The sequence below is a fragment of the Streptomyces sp. DS1-CR2 genome, from assembly GCF_055760475.1.
The window spans coordinates 8,128,023-8,150,219 of the sequence record NZ_CM147085.1 but is presented as its reverse complement, the minus strand read 5'-3'; the positions used below and the strand labels follow the sequence as shown (position 1 = coordinate 8,150,219).

The 22,197-nt window shown below is 70.0% G+C and carries 14 protein-coding genes and 2 pseudogenes; 3 read left to right on the top strand and 13 right to left on the bottom strand.

The genetic code is table 11. The annotated features are described in order from the left end of the window. Positions 1 to 44: 44 nt before the first annotated feature. From ACY0PA_RS38055 to ACY0PA_RS38040, 4 genes and pseudogenes are all read right to left on the bottom strand, one after another. Positions 45 to 1,510: pseudogene (locus ACY0PA_RS38055) on the bottom strand (glycoside hydrolase family 43 protein). Positions 1,511 to 1,861: 351 nt separating this feature from the next. Next, positions 1,862 to 2,788 (bottom strand): carbohydrate ABC transporter permease, encoded by a 927-nt coding sequence (locus ACY0PA_RS38050; RefSeq protein WP_473081934.1) that lies wholly within the window; start codon positions 2,786 to 2,788, stop codon positions 1,862 to 1,864. Beyond that, complete coding sequence (locus ACY0PA_RS38045; protein WP_473081933.1) at positions 2,785 to 3,849, bottom strand: ABC transporter permease; 1,065 nt, start codon at positions 3,847 to 3,849, stop codon at positions 2,785 to 2,787. The genes ACY0PA_RS38050 and ACY0PA_RS38045 overlap by 4 nt, the downstream gene beginning before the upstream one ends. Continuing rightward, positions 3,849 to 5,521, bottom strand: a pseudogene (locus tag ACY0PA_RS38040) (extracellular solute-binding protein). The gene ACY0PA_RS38045 and the pseudogene ACY0PA_RS38040 overlap by 1 nt, the downstream one beginning before the upstream one ends. Positions 5,522 to 5,905: 384 nt before the next feature. Between ACY0PA_RS38040 and ACY0PA_RS38035 the strand changes: the two are divergent. Continuing rightward, a complete protein-coding gene (locus ACY0PA_RS38035) occupies positions 5,906 to 8,749 on the top strand; it encodes a glycoside hydrolase family 3 C-terminal domain-containing protein (RefSeq protein ID WP_473081932.1) in 2,844 nt (947 codons plus the stop codon). Between the two features lie 93 nt (positions 8,750 to 8,842). On the opposite strand, the gene ACY0PA_RS38030 is transcribed toward ACY0PA_RS38035, so the two are convergent. The 6 genes from ACY0PA_RS38030 to ACY0PA_RS38005 all read right to left on the bottom strand — a co-directional run bounded on the left by ACY0PA_RS38030 (position 8,843) and on the right by ACY0PA_RS38005 (position 12,726). Continuing rightward, positions 8,843 to 9,175: a hypothetical protein gene (locus ACY0PA_RS38030; RefSeq protein WP_473081931.1), complete on the bottom strand. Its 333-nt coding sequence runs from the start codon at positions 9,173 to 9,175 to the stop codon at positions 8,843 to 8,845. Beyond that, positions 9,172 to 9,501: a hypothetical protein gene (locus tag ACY0PA_RS38025; protein ID WP_473081930.1), complete on the bottom strand. Its 330-nt coding sequence runs from the start codon at positions 9,499 to 9,501 to the stop codon at positions 9,172 to 9,174. The genes ACY0PA_RS38030 and ACY0PA_RS38025 overlap by 4 nt, the downstream gene beginning before the upstream one ends. Then, positions 9,498 to 10,277: a phytanoyl-CoA dioxygenase family protein gene (locus ACY0PA_RS38020; protein ID WP_473086557.1), complete on the bottom strand. Its 780-nt coding sequence runs from the start codon at positions 10,275 to 10,277 to the stop codon at positions 9,498 to 9,500. Before ACY0PA_RS38020 ends, ACY0PA_RS38025 begins: the two co-directional genes overlap by 4 nt. Positions 10,278 to 10,419: 142 nt before the next feature. After that, positions 10,420 to 11,250, bottom strand: coding sequence for a helix-turn-helix domain-containing protein (locus ACY0PA_RS38015; RefSeq protein ID WP_473081929.1), 831 nt, complete (start codon positions 11,248 to 11,250; stop codon positions 10,420 to 10,422). Positions 11,251 to 11,377: 127 nt separating this feature from the next. After that, positions 11,378 to 11,545 carry a hypothetical protein gene (locus tag ACY0PA_RS38010; protein WP_473081928.1) on the bottom strand — a complete coding sequence of 56 codons (168 nt, stop codon included), beginning with the start codon at positions 11,543 to 11,545 and terminating at the stop codon, positions 11,378 to 11,380. Positions 11,546 to 11,739: 194 nt separating this feature from the next. Beyond that, complete coding sequence (locus tag ACY0PA_RS38005; RefSeq protein WP_473086556.1) at positions 11,740 to 12,726, bottom strand: hydroxyacid dehydrogenase; 987 nt, start codon at positions 12,724 to 12,726, stop codon at positions 11,740 to 11,742. Between the two features lie 417 nt (positions 12,727 to 13,143). Between ACY0PA_RS38005 and ACY0PA_RS38000 the strand changes: the two genes are divergently transcribed. Continuing rightward, the gene (locus ACY0PA_RS38000) at positions 13,144 to 14,205 is read left to right on the top strand and encodes a LacI family DNA-binding transcriptional regulator (RefSeq protein WP_473081927.1); all 1,062 of its coding nucleotides are present in this window, start codon (positions 13,144 to 13,146) and stop codon (positions 14,203 to 14,205) included. A 13-nt stretch (positions 14,206 to 14,218) separates the two neighbouring features. On the opposite strand, the gene ACY0PA_RS37995 is transcribed toward ACY0PA_RS38000, so the two are convergent. From ACY0PA_RS37995 to ACY0PA_RS37985, 3 genes are read right to left on the bottom strand one after another with little or no spacing between them, the layout of a single operon-like run. Next, on the bottom strand, positions 14,219 to 15,478 hold the full coding sequence (locus ACY0PA_RS37995) for an alginate lyase family protein (RefSeq protein WP_473081926.1): 1,260 nt from the start codon (positions 15,476 to 15,478) through the stop codon (positions 14,219 to 14,221). 32 nt (positions 15,479 to 15,510) lie between these two features. Beyond that, positions 15,511 to 18,840 carry an alginate lyase family protein gene (locus ACY0PA_RS37990; protein ID WP_473081925.1) on the bottom strand — a complete coding sequence of 1,110 codons (3,330 nt, stop codon included), beginning with the start codon at positions 18,838 to 18,840 and terminating at the stop codon, positions 15,511 to 15,513. Continuing rightward, positions 18,837 to 20,378, bottom strand: coding sequence for a glycosyl hydrolase family 28 protein (locus ACY0PA_RS37985; RefSeq protein WP_473081924.1), 1,542 nt, complete (start codon positions 20,376 to 20,378; stop codon positions 18,837 to 18,839). Before ACY0PA_RS37985 ends, ACY0PA_RS37990 begins: the two co-directional genes overlap by 4 nt. A 510-nt stretch (positions 20,379 to 20,888) precedes the next feature. On the opposite strand from ACY0PA_RS37985, the gene ACY0PA_RS37980 reads away from it, so the two are divergent. Continuing rightward, a complete protein-coding gene (locus ACY0PA_RS37980; protein WP_473081923.1) occupies positions 20,889 to 21,977 on the top strand; it encodes a LacI family DNA-binding transcriptional regulator in 1,089 nt (362 codons plus the stop codon). Positions 21,978 to 22,197: the final 220 nt, after the last annotated feature.

The window sequence follows — 22,197 nt, the reverse complement described above, 5'->3', positions numbered from 1 at the left end:
CTTCCTCACGTGTGGGCGGCCGAGAGCCGAAGGGGCGAGCGGGGTCAGGGGGTGAGCGGCTCGTAGGTGAACCGGTCCACATCGACGCGACCGTCGGTGGCGTAGGGGCCGATGACGCGGCCGGTGAATCCGCCGGCGACCTCGGTGGTGAGGTAGCGGCCGTCCAGGGCGGCGAGTTCGGTGAAGGTGCCGTCCTCCTGGCAGGTCCCGAAGCGTACGACGTCGGGTCCGGTGCGGCCGTCGTCGAGGGCGGTGCGGGCGGTGATGTCGAGGCCGAGGACGACGGGGCCCGGCGCCTTGTCGGACCGGGCGACGACGCTGCGCAGCGGGCCGATACGGGCGATGACGCGTACTTCGTCGGCATCCGCCTCGATGGCGTAGTTGTGGTGTTCGTCGAGGCGGACGGCGAGGCCGCCGCTTCCGCCGGAGACGTCGAGTTCGGCCCTGGTCCGGCAGGAGAGGTGCGCCTGGCGGCGGCCGAGGAAGGTGACATCGGGGGCGTCGAGGCTCCGGCCGAGGGCGTGCAGGGTGAGGTGGCCGGCGCGTTCGCGGGTGGTGATGTGCTTGGCGGGCGTGGCCCGGAGGCTGATCCAGTGGGGGTGGAGCGTGGCCGCGTCGAAGTCGTCGCGCTCGACGTGGCCGTCCACCGGTTCGGGTCCGTTCACGATCTCGCCGATCACCGGCCAGCCGTCCACCCACTCCACGGTGGCCAGGAAGGTTTCGCGGCCGAGGCCGTGCCAGCCGGGGGTGCCGCCGCCGGGGCGGACCCCGAGGAAGACCATCCACCAGGTGCCGTCCGCCGCCTGGACGAGGTCGCCGTGGCCGGTGTTCTGCACCGGGTGGTCGGTGGAGCGGTGGCTGAGGATCGGGTTGGCGGGGCACGCCTCGAAGGGCCCGTCGGGTCGGCGGGAGCGGGCGACGGAGACGCCGTGGCCGCGCTCGGTGCCGCCTTCGGCGATGAGCAGGTACCACCAGTCGCCGACGCGGTAGAGATGCGGGGCTTCGGGGGCCTTGCCGCCGGGGGTGCCGGACCAGGTGCGTCGGGCGGGGCCGTCAGTGGCGCCGGTGGTGGTGTCGAGGCGGACCTGGCTGATGCCGGCGACGGTGACCCAGCAGGTGCCGTCCTCGTCCCAGGCGAGGTCGGGGTCGATGCCGGGGACACCGGGCAGCCGGATCGGCTCGGACCAGGGGCCCGCCGGGTCGGTGGCGGTGACCAGGATGTTGCCGCCGCCGGTGCGCAGTCGGTGACGACGAGGTGGAAGAGGCCGTCGTGGTGGCGGAGGGTCGGCGCGTAGATGCCGCCGGAAGAGATGACGGGCGCGGTGGTCTTCAGCTGGGAGGGCCGGTCCAGGACGTTGCCGATCTGGGTCCAGTGGATCAGGTCGCGGCTGTGGAAGACCGGTACGGCGGGGAAGTACTCGAAGCTGGAACACGCCAGGTAGTAGTCGTCACCGACGCGGCAGACGGACGGGTCCGGGTGAAAGCCGGGCACGATCGGGCGGACGGTCATGGGCGGGACTCCTGGGTGGGCTTGGTGGATTCGGCGGACTCGCAGGACTCGGAGGACTCGGCAGACCTGGCGGCCATGACGCATTCGGGGCGCACGCGGGACCGTGCAGCCGCCGACGGGCAACTCCGTCACACGTACGCCGCCGATCATGTCGTCTGCGGACAGCGGGAGTTGAACTGTTCGGGATCGGTGGGGTGGGGGTGCTCGGCCCTGGACGGCGCCGCTGCGAGCGCCGGTGTGGCAGTACGTCCGCAGGGCCCGCCCCTGATGAGTTCCCTCGAAATCCGTGGGTGCCCGCGGCACTGTGCCGCCGGCACCCCACGGGAACCGTCGTCGAGGGCCATCTGAGTATCAGCCCTTGATCGCCCCCGTGAGCATGCCCTTGCGGAAGTGCTTCTGGACGAACGGGGACAGCACCGCGACGGGCAGCAGCGCCATCACCATCACGGCCATCTGCAGCCCCAGCGCCGAGAGTTCACCGGTACGCACCGCCTGCTGCAGGCCGGTGGGTGCCTGGGTGTGCTTCTGCACCAGCTGGATGAGGACATTCTGCAGCGGCATCATGTCTTGGTCGGACAGGTAGATGGAGGCGTTGAACCAGGCGCTCCAGTAACCGACCGCGTAGAAAAGCGAGATGACCGCGAGCACCGCCCGCGAGAGGGGCATCACGATGGTGAGGAGGATGCGCAGGTCACCGGCACCGTCGATGCGCGCGGCGTCGGTCAGCTCGGGCGAGATGCCCATGAAGAAGGCCCGCAGTACCAGGATGTTGAAGACACTCACGGCGGTCGGCAGGATCAGTGACAGATAGCTGTCGGTCAGGCCGAGGGTCTGTACGAGCAGATAGGTGGGGATGAGGCCGGCCCCGAAGAACATGGTTGCCATCAGCGTCATCAGGAGCGCGCTGTGGCCGAGGCTGCCCCGCCGCGAGAGCCCGTAGGCGGCGAGCACCGACACCGTCATCGAGAAGAGCGTGCCGACGAGGGTGACCCCGACCGACACCATGATCGCCCGGCTGACCTGGCCACCGCCGAGCAGTTCGGTGTAGTTGACGAAGGTGATGCCCTTGGGGACCAACACCAGACCGCCGGCCTGGTCGATCACCGCCTTCGGCGAGAGGCTGGTGACGATCACGATCCACAGCGGGCCGAGGACACCGAGACAGCACAGGGCGAGGAAGCCGCTCTTCAGCGTGATCCCGGCCTTGTTCGGGGCTTCCTCCCACACCGGTCGCTGCGGTGCCTTCAGGCTGCGGACCAGTTGCGTGTTGAGTGTCATTTCTTGTACACCCCCTGCTCGCCGAGGAGGTGCGAGAACTTGTTCGCGCCCAGGACGAGACAGATGCCGATGACGCCCTTGACGAGGCCGACCGCGGCCGCGTAACTGAAGTCGCCGTTATGGATACCTACGTTCCACACATATGTGTCGAGGACTTCGCTCACTCCCGCCCCCACCGCGTCACGCTGCAGCAGGAACTGCTCGAAGCCGACGCTGAGCGCATCTCCCACCCGCAGGACGAGCAGCAGCGCGATCACCGGGCGCATGGCGGGCAGCGTCACGTGCCACATCCGGCGCCACCGGTTCGCGCCGTCCATCGCGGCCGCCTCGTACAGGTCGGTGCTGACCGCGGAGAGCGCGGCGAGGAAGATGATGACGCCCCAACCGGCGTCCTTCCAGACCGACTCGGCGGTGACGAGGTACTTGAAGATCCCCGAGTTGGTCATCAGGTCGAAGCCATGCACCCCGTGGTCCTGGAGGATCTGGGCGATGAGGCCCGCCCCGCCGAAGATCTGCTGGAAGACGGTGATGACCAGGACCCAGGAGAAGAAGTGCGGCAGATACATGATCGCCTGGGCGACGGCCCGGACCCGGGGCCGGACCACGCTGTTGATGATCAGCGCGAGCACGATCGGGACCGGGAAGAACAGCACCAGCTGGATGAAGAACAGCACCAGGGTGTTCTCGGTCGCGGCCCAGAACAACGGGTCGGTGAACATCTTGGAGAACTGCTCGACGCCGACCCAGGGGCTCTGGAAGATCGCGACGATCCCGTTGGTCGAGATGTACGGGTCGTAGTCCTGGAAGGCGATCACGTTGCCGAGCAGCGGTACGTAGTTGAAGACCAGCAACAGCGCTATGGCGGGCAGTGTCATCAGGATGAGGACGCGGTCGCGGCGCAGTCTGATGCGCCAGTTGACCTTGACCGACCGCGGGCGCCGTCGTGCAGAGGGTGCGGCGGCCTGTTTCCCGTCGGCCGGCGCCTGGGGCAGTGAGGTGCGGTCCTCCGCGGCCTGCGGCGTCCCCCCTCCCCCGGGCCGGCTGCCGGCTTCGAGCGCCATCAGTTCGCGCTGCCGTTCTCGTCGAGGATCTTCTTGTACCAGTCGCGCAGCTCGTCGCCGCCGGACGACTTCCACCGCGAGATGGCCTGCTGCACGTCGGCGAGCTTCTTGTTGCCGCGCACGAAGTCGATCTCCAACTGCTCGAACTGGGAGGTGAGTTCCGCGTACCGGCTGGGCTCGACGATGTTCATGCCGTACGTGGAGGGCTTCTTGGCAAAGGCACCCTCCGCTGCTGCCACTCGACCTGCGCCTTGGCGACCTGCGGGAAGTCGGGGTGGGCGAAGTAGGGGGCCGGGGCGGCCAGCATCATCCAGGCGTTGACGACCTCGGCGTTGCCGCGGTCGGTCTTGGTCGGCACGCCGCCCTTGACGTCGTAGTGGGTTCCTTGGACGCCGTAGTCGACGAGCATCCGCTCCTTCGTGCCGTAGGGGGCGGCCGCGAAGTTGGCGGCGGCGAGCGCGTTCTCGACCGTGGTCTTCGAGGAGCCCTCGCGGATCATGGACCAAATGCCGGACGCATTGCCCGGGCACAGCGTCGGGTCGCCGCCGTCGGGACCGAACAGATCCATGGCCCCGACCTCGAAGTCCTTGTTGGCGGCGGCCTGTTCCGCGGTCCGCACGTACCAGTCGCTGATGCCGCCGTTGTAGAGGAGGACCTCGCCGGCCGCGAAGCGGACGCTCGGGTCGCCGGAGCGCGCCTTGTCGTCGGGGTGCACGACGCCCGCGGCGAAGAGCTTGCGGGACCACTCGAGGGCCTCGAGGTAATTGGGCCGCTCGATGCGGTACTTGAGCTTGCCGTCCTCCATGTTCCAGCCGAGCGATCCGGAGCCGCCGACTCCGAAGATGTTGGCGGCGCTCCAGGACATGTCCCCGCAGGCGTACACCTTGGCCTTGGCGCTGGTGGCGTCCTTGGCCCAGGCCATGAACTCATCCGTTGACGTGGGGACTTCGTATCCCCGGTCCTCGAAGATGTCCTTGCGGTAGAAGGGGCAGATGAAGCTGGCGGCGGGGCTCGGCGTCGGGATGCCGCGCAGCGCGCCGCCGAAGATGCCCATCTTCCAGGCCTCGGTGGGGATCGCCGCGAGGTTGGGGTACTTCTTCACCTTGTCGCCGGCGAGATAAGGGCTCAGGTCCATGAACTTCCGGGTGATCGCGTTCGCGATCTTGCCCTCCAGCTCCCAGCCCGGCACGACCACCATGTCCGGTATGGAGCTGGAGGCGAGGACCGCGCCGAGCTTCTCGCCGTAGGTGTTGCCGTCCTGGTTCTGCCAGGTGATGTCCGTGCCCGCGATCTTGTCGAGCTGCGTGTAGTACGCGCAGTTCCCCTTGGGCGCCGCGCCCCACAAGGGAGACATGATCTTGAGCGGGGCGCCGGTGCCCAGCTTGTCCGGGACCGAGGTGGCGAACGCGTCGAGATCGACCTTGCTGGTGAACCCGGCGGCCGAGCCGTTCTTCGCCGGGATGTCCGGCTCAGCGACCGAACTGGCGACGAAGGCCGGCAGCAGCTTCTTGGCCGCCTTGTCCGAGGTGGCCCCCTCCCGCTTACCGCTGTCGGCACTTCCGCAGGCGGTCAGGAACGAGGCACCACCGGCGACCGCCGCGGCGGCGACAGCGGCGGAGGCGAGAAAGCTTCTCCGGCTGGACCCGGAGGCGGAAGTGGCGTTAGGCGTCATTGCGTCAACCCTTCATGGCACACCAGGACACCCGGCGGAGGCCGTCGGCTGCGGTGTCTCGAGTGGAACTGGCTGAGCTGAAGCGGCGTCAGTTCTCGATCACCGGAGGACTGATCACCTTCCGGCAGCAGCCCTTCCGTGTCGAAGGCAGTCGAAGCGCTTCGATGTTGCTGCGAGGTTAAGTGAAGGGCACAGGGTGCACAAGGGTCGATTCCAAGATTCCTCAGGGGGTGGACAGGATCCGACCGCACTTATATGCCGCTTGAAATGCCGGTCAGGAGTCGCACTTGTTGCCTCGGGATGTCTTGACACCCGACGGTCCGCAGACCCAGCATCGAAGCGCTTCGAATTCGAGACGTCGCTCCATCGCAAGGGGATCCTCACGTGACCGAACAGACGCCGCCCACCCCGCCGTTCCGCGATTCACAACTGCCGTTCGCGAAGCGCATCGACGACCTGTTGGAGCGACTGACGCTCGACGAGAAGATCTCCTTCCTGCACCAGTTCGCGCCTGCGGTGGAGCGCCTCGGCGTCGACGCGTTCCGCACCGGGCAGGAGGCGTTGCACGGTGTGGCCTGGATGGGCCCCGCCACCGTCTTCCCGCAGGCCGTCGGCCTCGGTGCCACCTGGAACACGGAGCTCGTACGCCGTGTCGGCGAGGCGGTGTCCAAGGAGACCCGCGCGATACGGGCCGACGACGACCGGGTCGGTCTCAACGTGTGGGCGCCGACGGTGAACCTGCTGCGCCACCCCCTGTGGGGCCGCAACGAGGAGGGCTACTCCGAGGACCCGAAGCTCACGTCAGCCATCGCCACCGCGTACACGCGCGGACTGCGCGGCGACCACCCGACGTACTGGCGCACGGCGCCCGTCCTCAAGCACTGGCTCGCCCACAACAACGAGACGGACCGCGCCACTTCGTCCAGCTCGGTCCGGCCGCGCGTCCTGCACGAGTACGACCTGCGCGCCTTCCGCGAGACGGTCGAGGCGGGCTCGGTCGCCGGCGTCATGCCGGCCTACAACCTGGTCAACGGCCGCCCCAACCACGTGTCCCCCTATCTGCGCGAGCACCTGCGCGCCTGGACCGGTGAGGACCTGATGGTCTGCTCGGACGCGGGCGCGCCCTCCAACCTGGTCGACCACGAGCACTACTACGACACCCACGAGGAGGCGACAGCGGCCGCGCTGATCGCCGGCGTCGACAGCTTCACCGACCATGGCACCGACAGTTCGCAGATCGTCGAACGCGTCAAGACGGCTTATGGACAAGGCCTGTTGACCGAGTCCGACATCGACGCGGCCGTCCGCCGTCAGCTCTCCGTCCGCTTCCGGCTCGGCGAGTTCGACCCGCACGACGACCCGCACGCCGACACCAAGGACTTCGACACCCCGGCCCACCGCGCGCTCGCCCAGGAGGCAGCCGAACAGGCGGTCGTACTGCTGAAGAACGACGGTCTGCTGCCCCTCGCCCCCGACACCCGCATCGCCGTGGTCGGTCTGCTGGCCGATGAGTGCAAACTCGACTGGTACAGCGGCACCCTCATCCACCGCTCCACCCCGTTGCAGGGCCTTTACGAGCGGTTCGGCACCGAGCGCGTGGAGTTCGCGGAAGGCGTGGACCGGGTGCTCCTCAAGACCCGCGAGGGCACGTTCCTCCAGGTGCCTGCCACCCAGGACGTCCCCGACGAGGTGCGCGGCGCCGAGGGCGCTCTCGACCCGGCCCTGCTCGCGGGCCGCACGGACCTCCCGCCGCTCACCACCGCAGCCACCGGTACCGAGCTCGCCCTGATCGACTGGGGTGAGGGCCTCCTGACCCTGCGCGCACCCGACGGCCGCTACCTCTCGGTGGCCGACGACGGCTACGTACGCGCCTCCGCGGACCAGCCCGGTGGCTGGGTCGTCCAGGAGACGTTCCGCCTGGAACCCCATGAGGACGGCCACCTCCTCAGGCATGCCGGTACGGGCCGCCACGTCTCCGTCACCGACGGCGGAGTAAGGGTGGCCGACGGAAATCCGGAAGTCTTCCAGCTCATAGTGACCGAACGCGGCGAGGACGCAGTGACACAGGCCGCTGCGGGGGCCGACGTGGTGCTGGTGGTCGCGGGCAACGACCCGCACATCAACGGCCGCGAGACCGAGGACCGCACGACCCTGCGCCTGCCGGACCACCAGGAACGCATCCTGCGCGCCGCCCGCGCCGCGAACCCGAACACGGTGCTTGCGCTGGTTTCCGCCTATCCGTACGCCGTCGGCACTGCCGCCCTCCCGGCGGTCCTGTGGACCGCGCACGGCGGCCAGGCCGCGGGCACCGCCCTGGCCGGTGTCCTGTCCGGCGACGTCTCCCCCGCCGGCCGCCTGCCGCAGACCTGGTACGAGGACGACGCCGACCTGCCCGGCCTCTTCGACTACGACGTGATCGGCGGGCGCCAGACGTACCTGTACTTCGAGGGGACGCCACTGTTCCCCTTCGGGCACGGCCTGTCGTACGCGTCGTTCACGTACGGCGACCTGTCGGTGCGGGTCGACGACGCAGCAGCGCACGTATCGTTCACGGTCACGAACACCGGTGATGTCACCGCCGACGAGGTCGCCCAGCTCTACACGCGCGCAGTGGAGCCGACGGTGCCTCGCCCGCGCCGCGAACTGCTCACCCACCGCCGGATCACCCTCGCTCCCGGCGCGAGCGAGGAGCTGTCCTTCGAAGTCCCCTTGTCCTCCTTCGAGTTCTGGGACGTGTCCCAGGGCCGGTGGCGCCTGGAGCCGGGGCCGTACGACATCCTGGCCGGCGCCTCCAGCGAGGACATCCGTCTTCGCACGACGGTGATCCTGGACGGCGAGCCGGCCACTCCGCGCTCTGTCATCCAACACGGTTTGAACGCGGCCGACTTCGACGAACAGAGCGGCGTCGTGATCGTCGACCTTACGAAGGTGTCAGGCGACGCGGTGGCGCCTGCGGCGGGCGAGCACGCCGAACTGATCTACCGCGACTGCGACTTCGGGGAGGGCGTCACGGAGGTGACGGTGACGGTGGCCGGCGAGGGCGTCGTGGAGCTGTCCCTCGACGGGGGCGCCGCGGTGCTCGCAACGCCGGCGCAGGACACGGGCGCCTCGGACGATCCGTACGTCTACACCACGCTCGGCGCCGGCATCGTCGCCGAAGGCGTGCACGACGTACACCTCAGGCTGCGCGGCCCACTGCGGCTCGCGCACGTCGGCTTCTCCGGTTGAGGGTCCGGAGAAGGCCGATATGAAGAAGGGGCCCGGCACCGCAGGGCATCGGTGCCGGGCCTCTCCGGGGAGACCGTGTGAAAACGGCTCCCATCAGCTGTCGCCCTCAACCCCTTGCGCAGCCGCATCGAGCGATGCGCAAGGGGGCCGTCCGGTGGCGAGGTCGACGACGAGGGTCAACGAGCCGTCGGACATGGTCAGTTCATCGTCCTTCTCGATGAGCGTGAAGGTTCCGGGTCGTCGTCGCTCGCGCAGCGGATCGAGCATCGGGCCATCGGCCAGGACGGGGGCGCCGTCGGACGCGGGGCGGGCTGCGACCCGCAGGATGCCGGGCCCCTCCCAGACCGCCCGCATGGACAGTCCGCGGCAGGTCAGCCGCACTCCGTCCGCCGACTGCTCCCACCGCACACGGCGATTGCCGGTCACCGTTCCGCTCGCGCGTCGACGATCTGCTCGAAGAAGAACTCGTGCTTGAGGAAGGAGACGTCGTACTCGTGACCCGGACCGGGAGGGATCAGTTGGGCGGCCTGGATCAGCCGCCAACCGTCGCGAAGGGCCTCCACGCCCGACTCGTACGGCGGCTCGTCGCTGTCTCCCGTGGTCGGGGAGGTGCGGCCGGTCCCGTCGTAGCGTGCCCAGCCGACGATCGGGGAGTCCAGGGCCGAGGTGGACAGGTACAGCACCAGCACCCGCTGCCGCAGCACAGGGGCGCTGCCCGCCTGCGCGGCGGGGCTCTTCGTGTCGATGGTCATGCGGCCTCCACCTCGGGGCGGTTGGTGACCCGGGTCACCCAGTGGTCGATGTCGAATCCGTCGTCTGCGGTCAGCTCGCGCCACAGCAGGACGCGGTTGTACCGCTCCAGGCGGCCCGCGGCCCCCTCGTACCAGGGGAAATGCGCGTCCAGTTCGACGCGCACCTGCGGGTCGTGCAGGTCCGCCAGGTCCCACAGGAGGCGCTGGCGCACCATCGGATTGAAACGGACCTTGAACATGTAGCGCAGGATGTCGCTGTCGTTGCGGCGGCCCCCGTGCCAGAGCCCGTGGTGCAGGAACACCACGGTTCCGGCCGGGCAGACCAGCCGGTCCTGGCCCCGCAGGTTCTGGTAACGGCCGGTGTCGGACTCGTTGGTCCGCCGCAGATGACTGCCGGGCACGCTGAGCGTGCCGCCCATCTCCAAGGTCACCTGCTGCGGGTAGTACATCAGTTGGACGTCGAACGCGTCCGGCCGGACGTCGATGATGGCGTCCGCGTGCAGCGGCTGGGCCTCTCCCCCGTGCGGCTCGCGGATGTGCACGGCGTGGTGGTCCACGGCGGGCTCCGGGCCCACCAGGCTGTGCAAGGCTCCTGCCACCTGCGGCAGTTGGAGCAGTCTGCTGACGAACGACCCCTGCGCGTAGGCCTGGGACACCGGCGCACCGTACGGAACCGGCGGCACTCCGTCCGCCAGCACGTGCAAGGCCTCGGCGTTCATCTCTGGTGGTACCACCGCGTCGAGCCGCAACGACCCTCGCGCCACGAAGCGCGCCATCTGCACCGAACTGAGCAGCTCGCTGCTCGGCTCGATCGTCTCGTCGGTTTCCTTGAGTTCCTCGGTTTCCTCCATGACGCACACGCTAGGAGCGGCCGCGAGGGGAGCGCGTGGGCCGCGTTCACCGTCTACTGGTCGATTCTCACCATGGGGTGATCCGTTGGGGTGCGGCGGGCAGACCGGTCTCCGCAGCCCTGATGGACCGCGGAGAGGCCCCGAGCTGCCTGCGGCAGGCCTTGTTGAACGCCTGCAGGTCGGGGATTCCGACGACAGCGGCGACCGCGGGGATGGAGAGCGTGCTGGCCCGCAGCAGGTGCCCGGCCCGCTCCATCCTGCGGGCACGGATGTAGCCGACCACGGTCTCTCCCGTGGCGGTGCGGAAGAGGCGGCTCAGGTGGTTGTGGGAGACGCCGGCGGCCTTCGCGATCTCGGGTACGGTCAGCGGCTCCGCCAGTCGCGCCTCGATCAGGGCCACCGCCGCGGACACCGCGGGGTGGAGGGCCTGCGCGCTCCTGTCCCGGGGCGGGGCCAGCTCGGCCACGCACCACAGGGCTGCCCACACCTCGGCCACCGCACGCCCTCGGGTCTGCGGCCAGGCGGACAGTGCCTGTCGCAGCTTCCTGTCGAGCGCGGCGACCAGTGATCCCGCGTGCTGAACCGTCACCACCTCGCGGGAGTCGCCCGACGCGCCGAGGCGCAGGTGTACGTAGAGGTGTTCGGAGCGGCCTCGGTAGCGGTAGCGCACCGGCGTTCCGGGCGGCACCAGGCTGACGGTGCCGGGGCGGAGCACGTGCTCGACGCCGCCCACGGTCAAGTCAGCTTCGTAGTCGTAGAGATGGAACTGCCACAGGTCCGGCAGCTGGAAGTCGTCCACGTGCCCGGCCGGGCCATGGACGCCGATGCCGATGGCCACGGGGTCGGGTGGGTCGTCGAGCCGGACAAGACCCGTTTGCACGGGCAGGATTTCAGTCATGGCACCTCGGAAGAATGCGCCGCGGGGGTGTGGGTGGATCGTACGGAACCGCGCACACGTCGAGCACCCTCCGCGTCCAGGACAACGTATCGCGCACGGCACTCGGGCGCCGTTCGCACGCGCCTCATCAAGCTTCCTTCGGCACGAAGACGTGTGCGCGGTCCGGGCGTCGGCCATCCAGGTCGAAGTGTTCGCGCAGCCATCGTTCGGTGGTGCTGACATGCAGCAGCGCGGCGGCTTGGGCGAGCGCGGAGTCACCCGCCAGCTGTACCAGGAGGTGTACGACACGTCGCACTGAGCGGCCGATGCACCGCATCGCGGGTACAGGCGGCGCGGCGGTACCCCCGTACAGGCACTGGCTGTACCCGCTCACCCGGCGGCCCCGGTCGGTCGCCGCGCAATTGAGTCCCTTCGGTGTGGCGCCCGTGGAGTTCACTCCCGGCAGTCGCCGTCTGCGTGGCTCATGGTTGCCATATACGCGGCGCGCGTTCAGGCGGCCCGCTCCAGGTCGGCGTGGTCGACAGCGTGGGCCAGTGGGCGGCCCTCGCGCAGCCGCTCCAGCTCCTGGACGACGACCAGGCCGAGACGGGCGATCTCGTTGCCCTGTGAGCCCGCGACGTGCGGGGTGAGGTAGACGTTCGGCAGATCGTAGAGCCCGGAGCCGGCGGGCAGCGGCTCCGGGTAGGTGACGTCGAGGATCGCGCCGATCCGGCCGGTGCGCGCCTCCTCCTCGAGCGCGCCGGTCTCCACGAGGCTGCCGCGCGCGGTGTTGATCAGTACGGCGCCGTCGGGCATCAGCGCCAGCTCACGGCGGCCGACGAGGTGATGGGTCTCGGAGGTCTCGGGGGCATGCACGGTCACGATGTCGCTGGTGGCGAACAGGCCGTCGGGTCCGTGCAGCCCGCGCAGCCGTACACCGAGCGCGGCGGCCGTCGCCTCGTCCACGTACGGGTCGGCGAGGGACACCTCGAGGTCGAAGGGGCGGAGCAGTTCGATGACGCGGCGCCCGATGCGGGAGGCGCCGATGACGCCGACGCGTCGGCCGTGGTTGCCGACGCCCTCCACGATGCCGCCGATCTCGAACGTGCGCGCCGCACGATAGGCGTCGCGCTGAGCGAAGAGATCCTTCCCGGCCAGCAGGATCATGGCGAGGGTGTACTCGGCGACGGGCAGCGCGTTCGCCTCGGCCGCCGACGAGACGAGCAGACCGCGGCGCCAACACGCTTCCGTTATCAGTGACTTCACCGTGCCCGCCGCATGCAGCACGGCACGCAGCCGGGGCGCCGCGGCGAGCACGGAGGCGTCGATCGGCGGGCATCCCCACCCCGTGATCAGGACCTCGGCCCCGGCCAGCGCGTCGCGCACCCGCGGATCGCCGAAGTCCTCGGCGATCAGGTCCGGACGGATGTCGGCTACGGCCCGCAGCCGGGCCATGACGTCGGACGGGAAGGCATGCGGGAGCGTGTCGGCGCTCATGGCGAACAGTGCCCTGGGCCGGGCACCGGCGAGAGGTTCGGACAAGGGAGGAGACCTTCCGGATCGACGTGCGACAGACGCACAACGGGGACGCAACAGACGTTCAGTGGGGTGCAGTAGAGTCGCGCCGCATAGAAACCGGTTCCTAAGCTAGGTCGGTGCAAGGGTCCAGGTCAATGGATCAGCAGTCGGTGAGCGGTGCGAAGTGCCGCCAACGCCCAGGGAAGGAGGGGAGGTTATGGAACATTCCGGCACCGCGATGGAATCCGACCCCTCGGCGACCGGTTTCCCAGCTCCGGCCCCGGCATAGAGTCCGGCAGGCCTCCCCCTCCCGCCCGGACCCCTGCGCTGCTAGCCTCCGGGAACCGGTTGCTCGCCGTTGTGGCAACCGCCGCACCGCGGAGGGAAGAACCAGCCATGACCAGGAAGAACGTGGACGCTCAGGGCGGCCGGCACACGATTCGTGACGTGGCGGCCAAGGCGGGGGTGTCCGCGTCGACGGTGTCGCGGGTGCTCGGCGGCGAGTACCCGGTGAGCGCCTCGACCCGCACCCGTGTGATGCGGGCGGTCGCCGCGCTCGACTATGTGCCGGACGCGCGCGCGAAGGCGGTCGCGGGCGCGGGCACACCGACCTTGGCGTTCGTCCTGGACGACATCACCGGGCCCTCGTTCGCGCACATGGCGCAGGGCGTGGAGCGCGAGGCGGCCCGGCTCGGGCATCTGTGCCTGGTACACAGCACGGACGGGGACACCGGGCAGGAGCTGGCGTTCGTGGAGATGATGCGGGCCCAGCGGGCCGCCGCGGTCATCCTGGTGGGGGGCGCGCACAGTACTCCGGAGTACGCCGAGCGCACCGCCCGTATGGCACAGGCCCTGCACTCGGCCGGGTCCCGGCTCGTCCTGTGCGGCCGGTCGCCGCTGTCCCCGGGGGCACCCGTCTCGGTCATCGAGTACGACAACCAGGGCGGCGCCCACGCCCTGTGCGCCCATCTGCTGGGCCAGGGACACCGCCGCATCCTGTTCCTCGGCGGCGCCCCGGACAACACCACACTCCAGGGGCGGGAGCGCGGGTACGCGGCGGCGCACCGCGCGCTCGGCCTGGAGCCGGACCCCGCGCTTCGCCTGCCCGGCGACTTCACGCGCGACTCGGGCCACCGCCTCATGCGCCGGGCCCTGGACCGCGGCCTGGAGTTCAGCGCGGTGTTCGCGGCCACGGACATGGTGGCGGCGGGCGCACTGACCGCGCTGCACGAGGCGGGCCTGTCGGTACCCGGTGACGTGTCCCTTGCCGGGTACGACGACATTCCCTTCGCCCGCGACCTGTTCCCCACGCTGACGACGGTGCACGTTCCGTACGAGGAGCTGGGCAGGCTCGCCGTGCGCACGGCGCTGACCCGCTCCCCGGACGGGCCGGACGAACATCTGCTGCTCGGCACTCACGTGGTCGTGCGGAACTCGACCGCGCCGGTGGCCGACTGAGCGCGACTCAGCGCTACTTCGCGTACATCAGGGTGCCGAAGCCCAGCTGGTCGTATCCGCCGCTCGTGGTGCCGTAGTCACCGCCGCCGCCCTCCGGCGCGACCAGCGAGTAGTACATCTGCGAGATGTACTTGTCGTCGAGGTACAGGCGCCGGTTGTAGTGGAAGTGGAGCTGCGCCCACACCGGGCGGATCTGGCCGCGCGAGGCGGCGGAGATGACGGTCTGCTCTCTGTATGCGCAGTCGGTGCCGGTGCCCCACGTGTAGGTGGTGTACGGGACGTCCTGGCCGAGGTTGTACTTGGCGACGTACTGGGCGGCCTTCATGAAGCGGCGGCTGTCGTACGAGTAGAGGTCGTCTCCCTGGTTCCAGGCCATCTCGCAGATCGCGCCCATCTGCCCCATGCCCATGACGGTGTGGCCCTGGTCGCGGCCCGATTCCTGCCACTGGCCGAGCGCGTAGCCGTCGGAGTCGGTGTGCAGGAACGGGACCGCGTGGGCGATCGAGCCGTTGCCCGCGCCGGACTTGAAGTAGGTGACGGCCTGGTCGTACTTCGCGGCGTCGTCGTTGAGGATGCCGATGGCCAGGATCGAGGCCATGTTGCACAGGTCCCAGTTGGCCCAGTAGTTGGTGATGCAGGCGCCGTTGTGGTCGTTCAGGAACTGGTTGTTGAGCGGGTAGAAGACGTTGACCATCATCTCCTGGAAGCGGGCCAGGTCGAATCCGTCGTAGTCCCGCATGAGTTCGGCGGCGTTCGCGAACTGCCAGCCGTAGATTCCCGCGGCCAGGAAGCGGTCGGCGTTCCCAGTGACCGTCGTCAGGGTCGACGACCAGGCGTTGAGGATCTTCGCGGCGCACGCGGCGTTGGCCTCGGTGCCGCCGACGCGCCAGCGCAGCGCGTTCTGGTAGGCGGCGGCGATGTCGGTGAACAGCTGGCCGTAGTTCTGGCCGTCGCCGCCGCGGATGACCGTGTCCGTCGGGCGCGGTGTCCAGGTCGACTGGGAGTGGCCGTTGGCGATCAGCTTGTTCCAGCCGGACAGCCAGGGGTCGGTCCCGGCGGCGACCCGGACCTTGGCCCGGTTGATGTCGCCCGCGTTGTGCAGCATGCCGGGGTGGGTGAAGGTCGCGGGCGCGGCGCCTGCCGTGCCGCTGGTCAGCGCGGTGGCGAAGCCGCCTGCGCCCAGACCCGCGGCCAGGCCGCCGACGGTCTTGAGCAGGCGCCGACGGCTGGGCCCGGTGTCGCGGTGGTGTCCTTGGGGGGATGTGCGACTCATCGGTGCGTCTCCAATTGGTGGGGGGAAAGTGGCTAGTTGGGTGTGACGGTCACCTCGTCGAACTCGGTGGTGCAGCGGACCAGCGGGCTGCGGGAGCAGACCACGAGGCCCACGTGATAGGGGGCGTCGCCGAAGCCCGGTACGTCGCCCTGCGCAAGGACGGTCCAGGTGGCGCCGCCGTCGGTGGAGGCGGAGGCGGTGAAGGTGGCGCCGGCGCGCCGCAGCCGGAGCAGGCAGGGCGTGGTGAGTGGGCCGTTGCCGGTGAAGGCGGAGGCGGCCGCGATCTTGGTTCGCAGCATGAGCTGGGCGGTGGTGCCGCCGGTCACGATCGCCCCGGCGGCCAGGTCGAACGGGGAGAGGGACTTGGCCATCAGCAGCCCCATGCGGTCGCCGGAGGCGCCCACCCTGGACACCAGGCGCGCGGTGATCGTGCTGTCACCCGTGACGGTCCGGCGTACGAACTGCCCTGTCATTGCCTGGTTGTTGACGGTCAGGTCGACGCCCGCGCCGCGCACCGTGAAGGTGCCGTCCGCGTACGAGGTGCTGCCCGGCGTCCGCACGGCGACGACACCGAGTGTGCCGAAGTCGCGCTCGTCGCGGACCACGTCACCGAGGTCGCCGTACGTCCATGGGTCCGGCGGGGCCGTCCCCACGGTGAGGGTGAGTGTTCCGGTGGCGTCGCCCGCCGCGTTGCCCGCGCCGGTCGTGACCGTGAACCGGCCCGTGCGCTCCGGTGTTCCGTGGATCAGGCCGGTGCGCCGGTCGACGCGCAGGCCCGGCGGGAGGCCGTCGGCGGTGAAGCGGACGGGGGCGTGCGTCGCGCGCAGGAGATGCCAGAAGGGTGCACCCTGCGTGCCGAAATCCTCTTGGGAGGAGGTGAGTTGAGGCTGTTCCGGGAGCGGCATCCCCACCGTGACCCGTGGCGAGAGCGGGCCGCGGCCACCGCAGTTCGTCTTGGCGACGGCGTAGTGGTAGGTGGCGCCGGGCGCGCCCGTGGCGTCCGTGTACCGGGCGCGGGCGCCGAAGCCCACCGGCCCGATCCCGTTCGCGAGGGTCTGGTACGGGCCGTCGGCGGCGGTGGCGCGCAGCACGGTGTACCGAGCCGAGAGATCCGGGTCGGTCCATGCCAGCTCCACCGCGTCGGCGCCCTGCGTCGCCGTGAGACCGGTGGCCGTGCGGGAGGGGCGCGGCACGGACCACACCTCGCCGAACGCGCCCTGGACGGAGACGTTGTCGAAGGCACCGGTGCCGGTCTCGGCGTACTCCTCGGCCACGCCGAGGCACGAGGTGAGCACGAGTCCCACCTGGACCGCCTTGCCCAACTCGACGTCACTCGCGCCGACTTCGGTCCACCGCACGCCGTCCGGTGAGATCGACCCGGTGCAGCGGCGGCCCTTGCGGTTGATCCGCACCCAGTACGGGGCGCGCAGCCGGTAGCCGTCGCCGGCGCCCTCGACGTAGGGCGCCTCCAGTGGGGTCGCGGACTCGGGCAGGGGGCCGAGATTCGAGATCGGGAAGCCCGCGTTCGTGGTGATGGCCTCCGCCTGCGTGGGCGGCACGGGCGTGCTGCCGCTGCCGGTGACCGCTCCCCCGGCCCGCGTACGCACGCTCCACACGCCGCTCCACGTGTGCAGCGGAAGGCCCTGGATCAGCATCGCGGCATGCGGCGCGTCCGCGTCGAGGGAGTCCCGTACGGTGACGCCGATCATGGAGTACTGGGAGCTGAGCGGCCACACGACCCGCGCGGTCACCGTGCCGTCGCCGTGCAGCGGCAGATGGGCGATGCGATACGAGTCGGTGGTTCCGCCCGCTTCGAGGACGAAGCGCTCGCCGTCGAAGGCGGCGGATCCGCTGCGGCCCACATCCCCGATGTCGCGGCCGGCCCAGGGCGCGGGAAGCCCGGCGGTGGCCGCCGCCCACCCCGAAGTCCCGCTGGTACCACGGGCGTTGTCGGCGCGCACTCTGTAGTAGTTCGTGTGCCCGCTGCGCGGGTCCGTGTCCGTGTACGTCGCCTCGGTGACGCCGGAGGCGATCTCCTCGTACGGGCCGTCGGCCACGCGGGCGCGCAGCACCGTGTACGACGTCGCCCACGCGGACGGTATCCAGGCGACGGTCACCCGCTCGTCGCCGCCGACGGCGGTGACCCCGGCCGGTGGTGTCGGGGCGCCCGGCCCCTCGGGTGCAGTGGCGCCCGCGTAGGCGAAGGTGCCAAAACTCGGCAGGTCGTCGTTGCTGCCCTCGACGACCCGCGCGCCGTCTGCTCCGCGGAAGAGGACAGCCTTGGTGTGCGGGGCGTCGAGGCCGCGTACGCCCGCGTAGTGTGCGTACGCCATCTCGTAGATCGGCGGCAGATTGCCGCGCGCGGTCGCCGAGACGGCCTTCTTCAGGTACTTGCCGGTGCGGTCGAGGTCGGAGGTGAAGGGGACGTCGCCTCCGAGGTTGTAGCGGGCGGCGTACTCGACGTTGGCGAGGATCCTGCTGTCCTCGAAGCCCCACAGGTCGATGCCCTGGTTCCAGGCGACCTGGGCGGCGTCCGCGAGCAGTCCGGCGGCGAGCTGTTCGTGGCCCTGGTCGCGGCCGCTCTCCTGTCCCTGCCCGCCGACCGTGACGATGCGGTGGCGGACACTGCCGTTGCCCGCGCCCGCGGCGGCGAACCTGAGCGCGTCCTCGAACAGGGTCCGCTGTTCGCAGAAGACGCCGATGGCGAGGATGCTCTGGACGGACGTGAGGTCCCAGTTGCCATTGGCGTAGAGCATGTAGCCGGAGAGGGCCGGGTACCAGACGTCCAGGAACGAGCGCTCGCAGCGCGCGATCTCGGCGTCGCTCCAGCCGCCGTAGCCGCTGCGCCGCAGCAGTTCGGCCGCGTTGACGAACTTGAAGGCCTGCAGGCCCGCGCCGAGCGGTCCGTCCGCGCCGGTGATCGCGGTGAGCGAGGCCGACCAGGCATTCAGGATGTCGCGGGCCTTGTCGGCATGGGCGCGTACGCCCGTGACGCACCACATCAACGCGTTCTGGTAGGCGGCGGCCGAGTCGGCGACGGCCTGGTTCATGTAGTTGCTGGGACCGCGGCCCCACGACGTGATCTGGCCGGTGTTCTGGACGGCGTACGAGGACGAGGATCTGGCGTGCGCGGCGAACGCCAAGTAGCCGTCGTACACCGGCGATTGGCGTGCTTCGACCGCCGTCTTCATGCGGGCGAGGTCGTCGGAGGTGTGCAGGAGGCCGGGGTGGCGGAAGGCCGCTTCGGTGGTGTCCGCGGCGTGCGCCCGGCCGGACCCGAGCAGGGCGCCCGCGCCGGACGCGAGCAGCAGGGCCGCGGTGCCGCCGAGGACGCCCCGGCGGCTCGGCTCCAGCGGGCTCATGAGGCGGCCGCCGCCTCGGCCTCGGCGGTGGTGAGGAACTTCAGGTTCGTCACGTGCTCGTTGGTGTGCATCGGGATGGTGTCCGTGGTGAGGTACCAGGTCGGCTTCTTCATGGAGTCGGCGATGACCTGACCGTTGACCTGGAGGTTCTCGAAGGTGACGTCCGTGATGGGGTGCTTGGCGTCGTAACCGAGCAGCAGACACGTGGCGAGCGGCTTGCCGGTGTACGAGAGGTCCTTGATGTAGACGTTCTCGATGCCGCGGCCGACCGAGGTGTTGTACTTCGTGTTGTACATGACCCGCATGTGGATGAGCTGGCCCCAGCGGAAGTCCTCGACGCGAACCCCGTCGATCCGCACGTTCTTGACGAGGTTGGAGTCGCCCACGTTGATCGCAATGCAGCCCTGGTAGCCCATCTGCGGTTCGCGGTGGTCGCAGATGTCCAGGTTCTCGAAGACGAGGTCCTTGAGCACTTCTGGGTTGTCGGTGTTGCCGTGGGTGCCGATGTTGATCGGGTGCGCGACGTCGGCCCACAGAGTGGAGTTGCGCACGGTGATGTGACTGGTGTCGCCGTACCAGTCCCAGCGGTGTGCGTACAGGGCGATGCAGTCGTCGGAGTTGCGCATGAAGACGCCGTCGACGGTGACGTGGGTGGAGGAGAACACGTCGATGCCGTCACCCCAGCCCTTGGAGCTGAAAGACCCCAGGCCCCTGATGGTGACGCCGTGCGACTCGCCGATGTTGACGGCGTAGCCGGCGGGGTTGAGCGTGGTGACCGCGCCGATGGAGATGTCGGTGCAGCCGTCGACGGTGATGCCGCCCGCCTTCGGTCCGGCGAGGATGCCGCGGCCGAGGATCCCGGCGTGGTCCACGTCCTTGAAGACGACCGACGCCTTGAGGTAGGCGCCGCCCTCCAGGTAGACGGTCTTGCCGGAGGGGACGTTGAGGTAGCCGTCGGCGGTGGTGTGGATGCCCGGCCCGTAGTAGAGGACGTCGGGGTCGTCCGCCTTGGGGCGCTCGGACTCCACGGCGCGGGCGAACAGGTGCAGGCAGTCGAAGCGGTCGTCGTTGATCTGGACGACGACATTGCGCGGCCGGTCCAGAGTGAAGCGGAGCGTGTCGGCGAGGACCTCGGGCTTGATGCCGTAGGAGTCGGGACGTATCCGCACCTTCGAGACGCCGCCCTTGATGTACGTCACCTCGACTTCGACCTGGCCGGTGAAGTCGAAGTACACGAGGGAGGAGCCGTACGTCTTCGAGCTGCCGGTGGTCGGGTTGATCTCGGCCAGGGTCGGCCGGTACACGCCGAGCGTCTCCCAACTGCCGCCGGGGAGCCGGACCTTGACCTGGAAGCTGCCGGTATTGACCGGAGCGCCGGACGGCACCGGGTACGTGACCAGGGCCGGCTCCCCGGCCGCCGCCACGTCGTCCGCGTCGTCCGCCCGGGCCGCGCCCGCGGACAGGTGGGTGAGTCCGGCGGCGAGGGCGGCGGCGCCCGCGGCCTGGAGGGTTCTGCGGCGGGTGAGGTTCGTGGTCATGCGGCGGCTCCCGAATGGGGTGAGGTGACGAGGAGACGGCGTCACACGGGGTGATACCGACGTCGCGGAGTCGTTCGGTATTTCGGTCAACGATCGACATGCCGTTCCTGCGACGCCGCATCGGAAACCGGTTGTTGAGGGATGCGGGAGAGCATGTTCCGGACTTCCCGGCACGTCAAGACCCTTGACGCACTTTCACGGGAGGCGAGCTTTGGTGGAGCTGACGGGCCGCTTCTCGCGCCGCAGTGCGACCGCGAGCCGACGACTCGGTGTTCCCGCTGGTCAAAGGCGTACCTCTAGTGGCCGGCGCCCCCTGCCCGCTCCGCGTCTGCCGAGCCACCCCCGACCGCCACTCCCCAACTACCGCTTCGTGACTACCGGTTGACCGCCCGATCCCCGCTCCCTACGGTAGAGAACGCTTTCAGAAACTGTCTCAGAAACGTTTTCCGATCCGGTGATCGAGCCCTGGTGGCGACATCCCACCCGGGACCGGTCCAAGGAGTCGCAACGGTGAGTCAGCGCAAGACCCCAGGAGACACCTCACGCGCCACCATCCGGGACGTGGCCGACCGCGCGGGGGTCTCGGTCGCGAGCGTGTCCCGGGTCCTGTCCGGCAACCACCCGGTCTCGGACGACCTGCGCCGTCGCGTGCTGAAGGTGGCCCGCGATCTGGACTACGTCCCCCACAGCCACGCCCGGCCCCCCGCCGGCGGCCGGACCCCCACGGTCGCGGTCCTGCTCGACGCCATCACCGGCGCGGCGTTCGCGCACGTCGCCAAGGGTGTCGAGGGAGCGGCGGCGCTGCGCGGCTGGCTCTCCCTGGTGGGCACCACCGGCGGCGACCCGGAGCGGGAGCTGGCGCTGGTAGAGCTCGTGCGGCAGCAGGGCGTCGCGGCGGTGGTGCTGCTCGGCGGGGCCTACGACGTCGACGCGTACCAGGAGCGCATGGCGCGCTTCGCCCGCACCCTGGACGCGGTGGGCTCCCACCTCGTCCTCGTCGGCCGGCCACCGTTGACCGGGGACGCCCCGGTCACGACGGTCGACTACGACAACGAGGGCGGCGCCTACGCCATGGCGAACCACCTCCTGTCGGCCGGCCACCGCCGCATCCTGGTCCTGCCGGGACCGGCCGAACTCACCACCGCCCAGGGCCGGTTGAACGGGGCGCGGCGGGCCTTCGCGACATACGGGGCACCCTTCGAGGCGACCATGGTGCGCCACGGCCCGTACGACTACGAGCACGGTTCCCGGGCCGTCCAGGACGCCCTGCGCCGGGGAACGGACTTCACCGCGGTGCTCGCGGGCACCGACGTGGTCGCCGCCGGGGCCATGCAGGCGCTGCGCGAGGCGGGTCTGCGCGTGCCTGAGGACGTGTCGGTGGCCGGCTACGACGACATCCCGCTCGCCTCCCAGCTCACCCCGCAGCTGACCACGGTTCATGTCCCGTACGAGGAGATGGGCCACGTCGCCCTGCGGGCCGCCGCCGACTGGCGCAGGGGCGCGGACGCACGGCGTTCGGGCGGCGACGGCGGCCGTCAGGTGCTCGGCACACACGTCGTCGTACGGCAGTCGGTCCAGCCGCCCGCAAGGCCCGCCTGAGGCGAGCATGCCGAGGACCGCCGTTACGTCGCCTTTCTCGCGCCCTTTCCCTGCGTTTCGCCCACTCACAGACACCACGAAACGCCTCTGGCCTGCGGGAAGTTACGCCTGGCCGGCGCTACTGCCCTCAGGCCCTGAACCCGCCCTCGGTCCTTGTTCCGAAACCCGACCGCAATAAGTTTCCGCACACCTCTTGATACCGACCGGCTCGTGAGCCTAC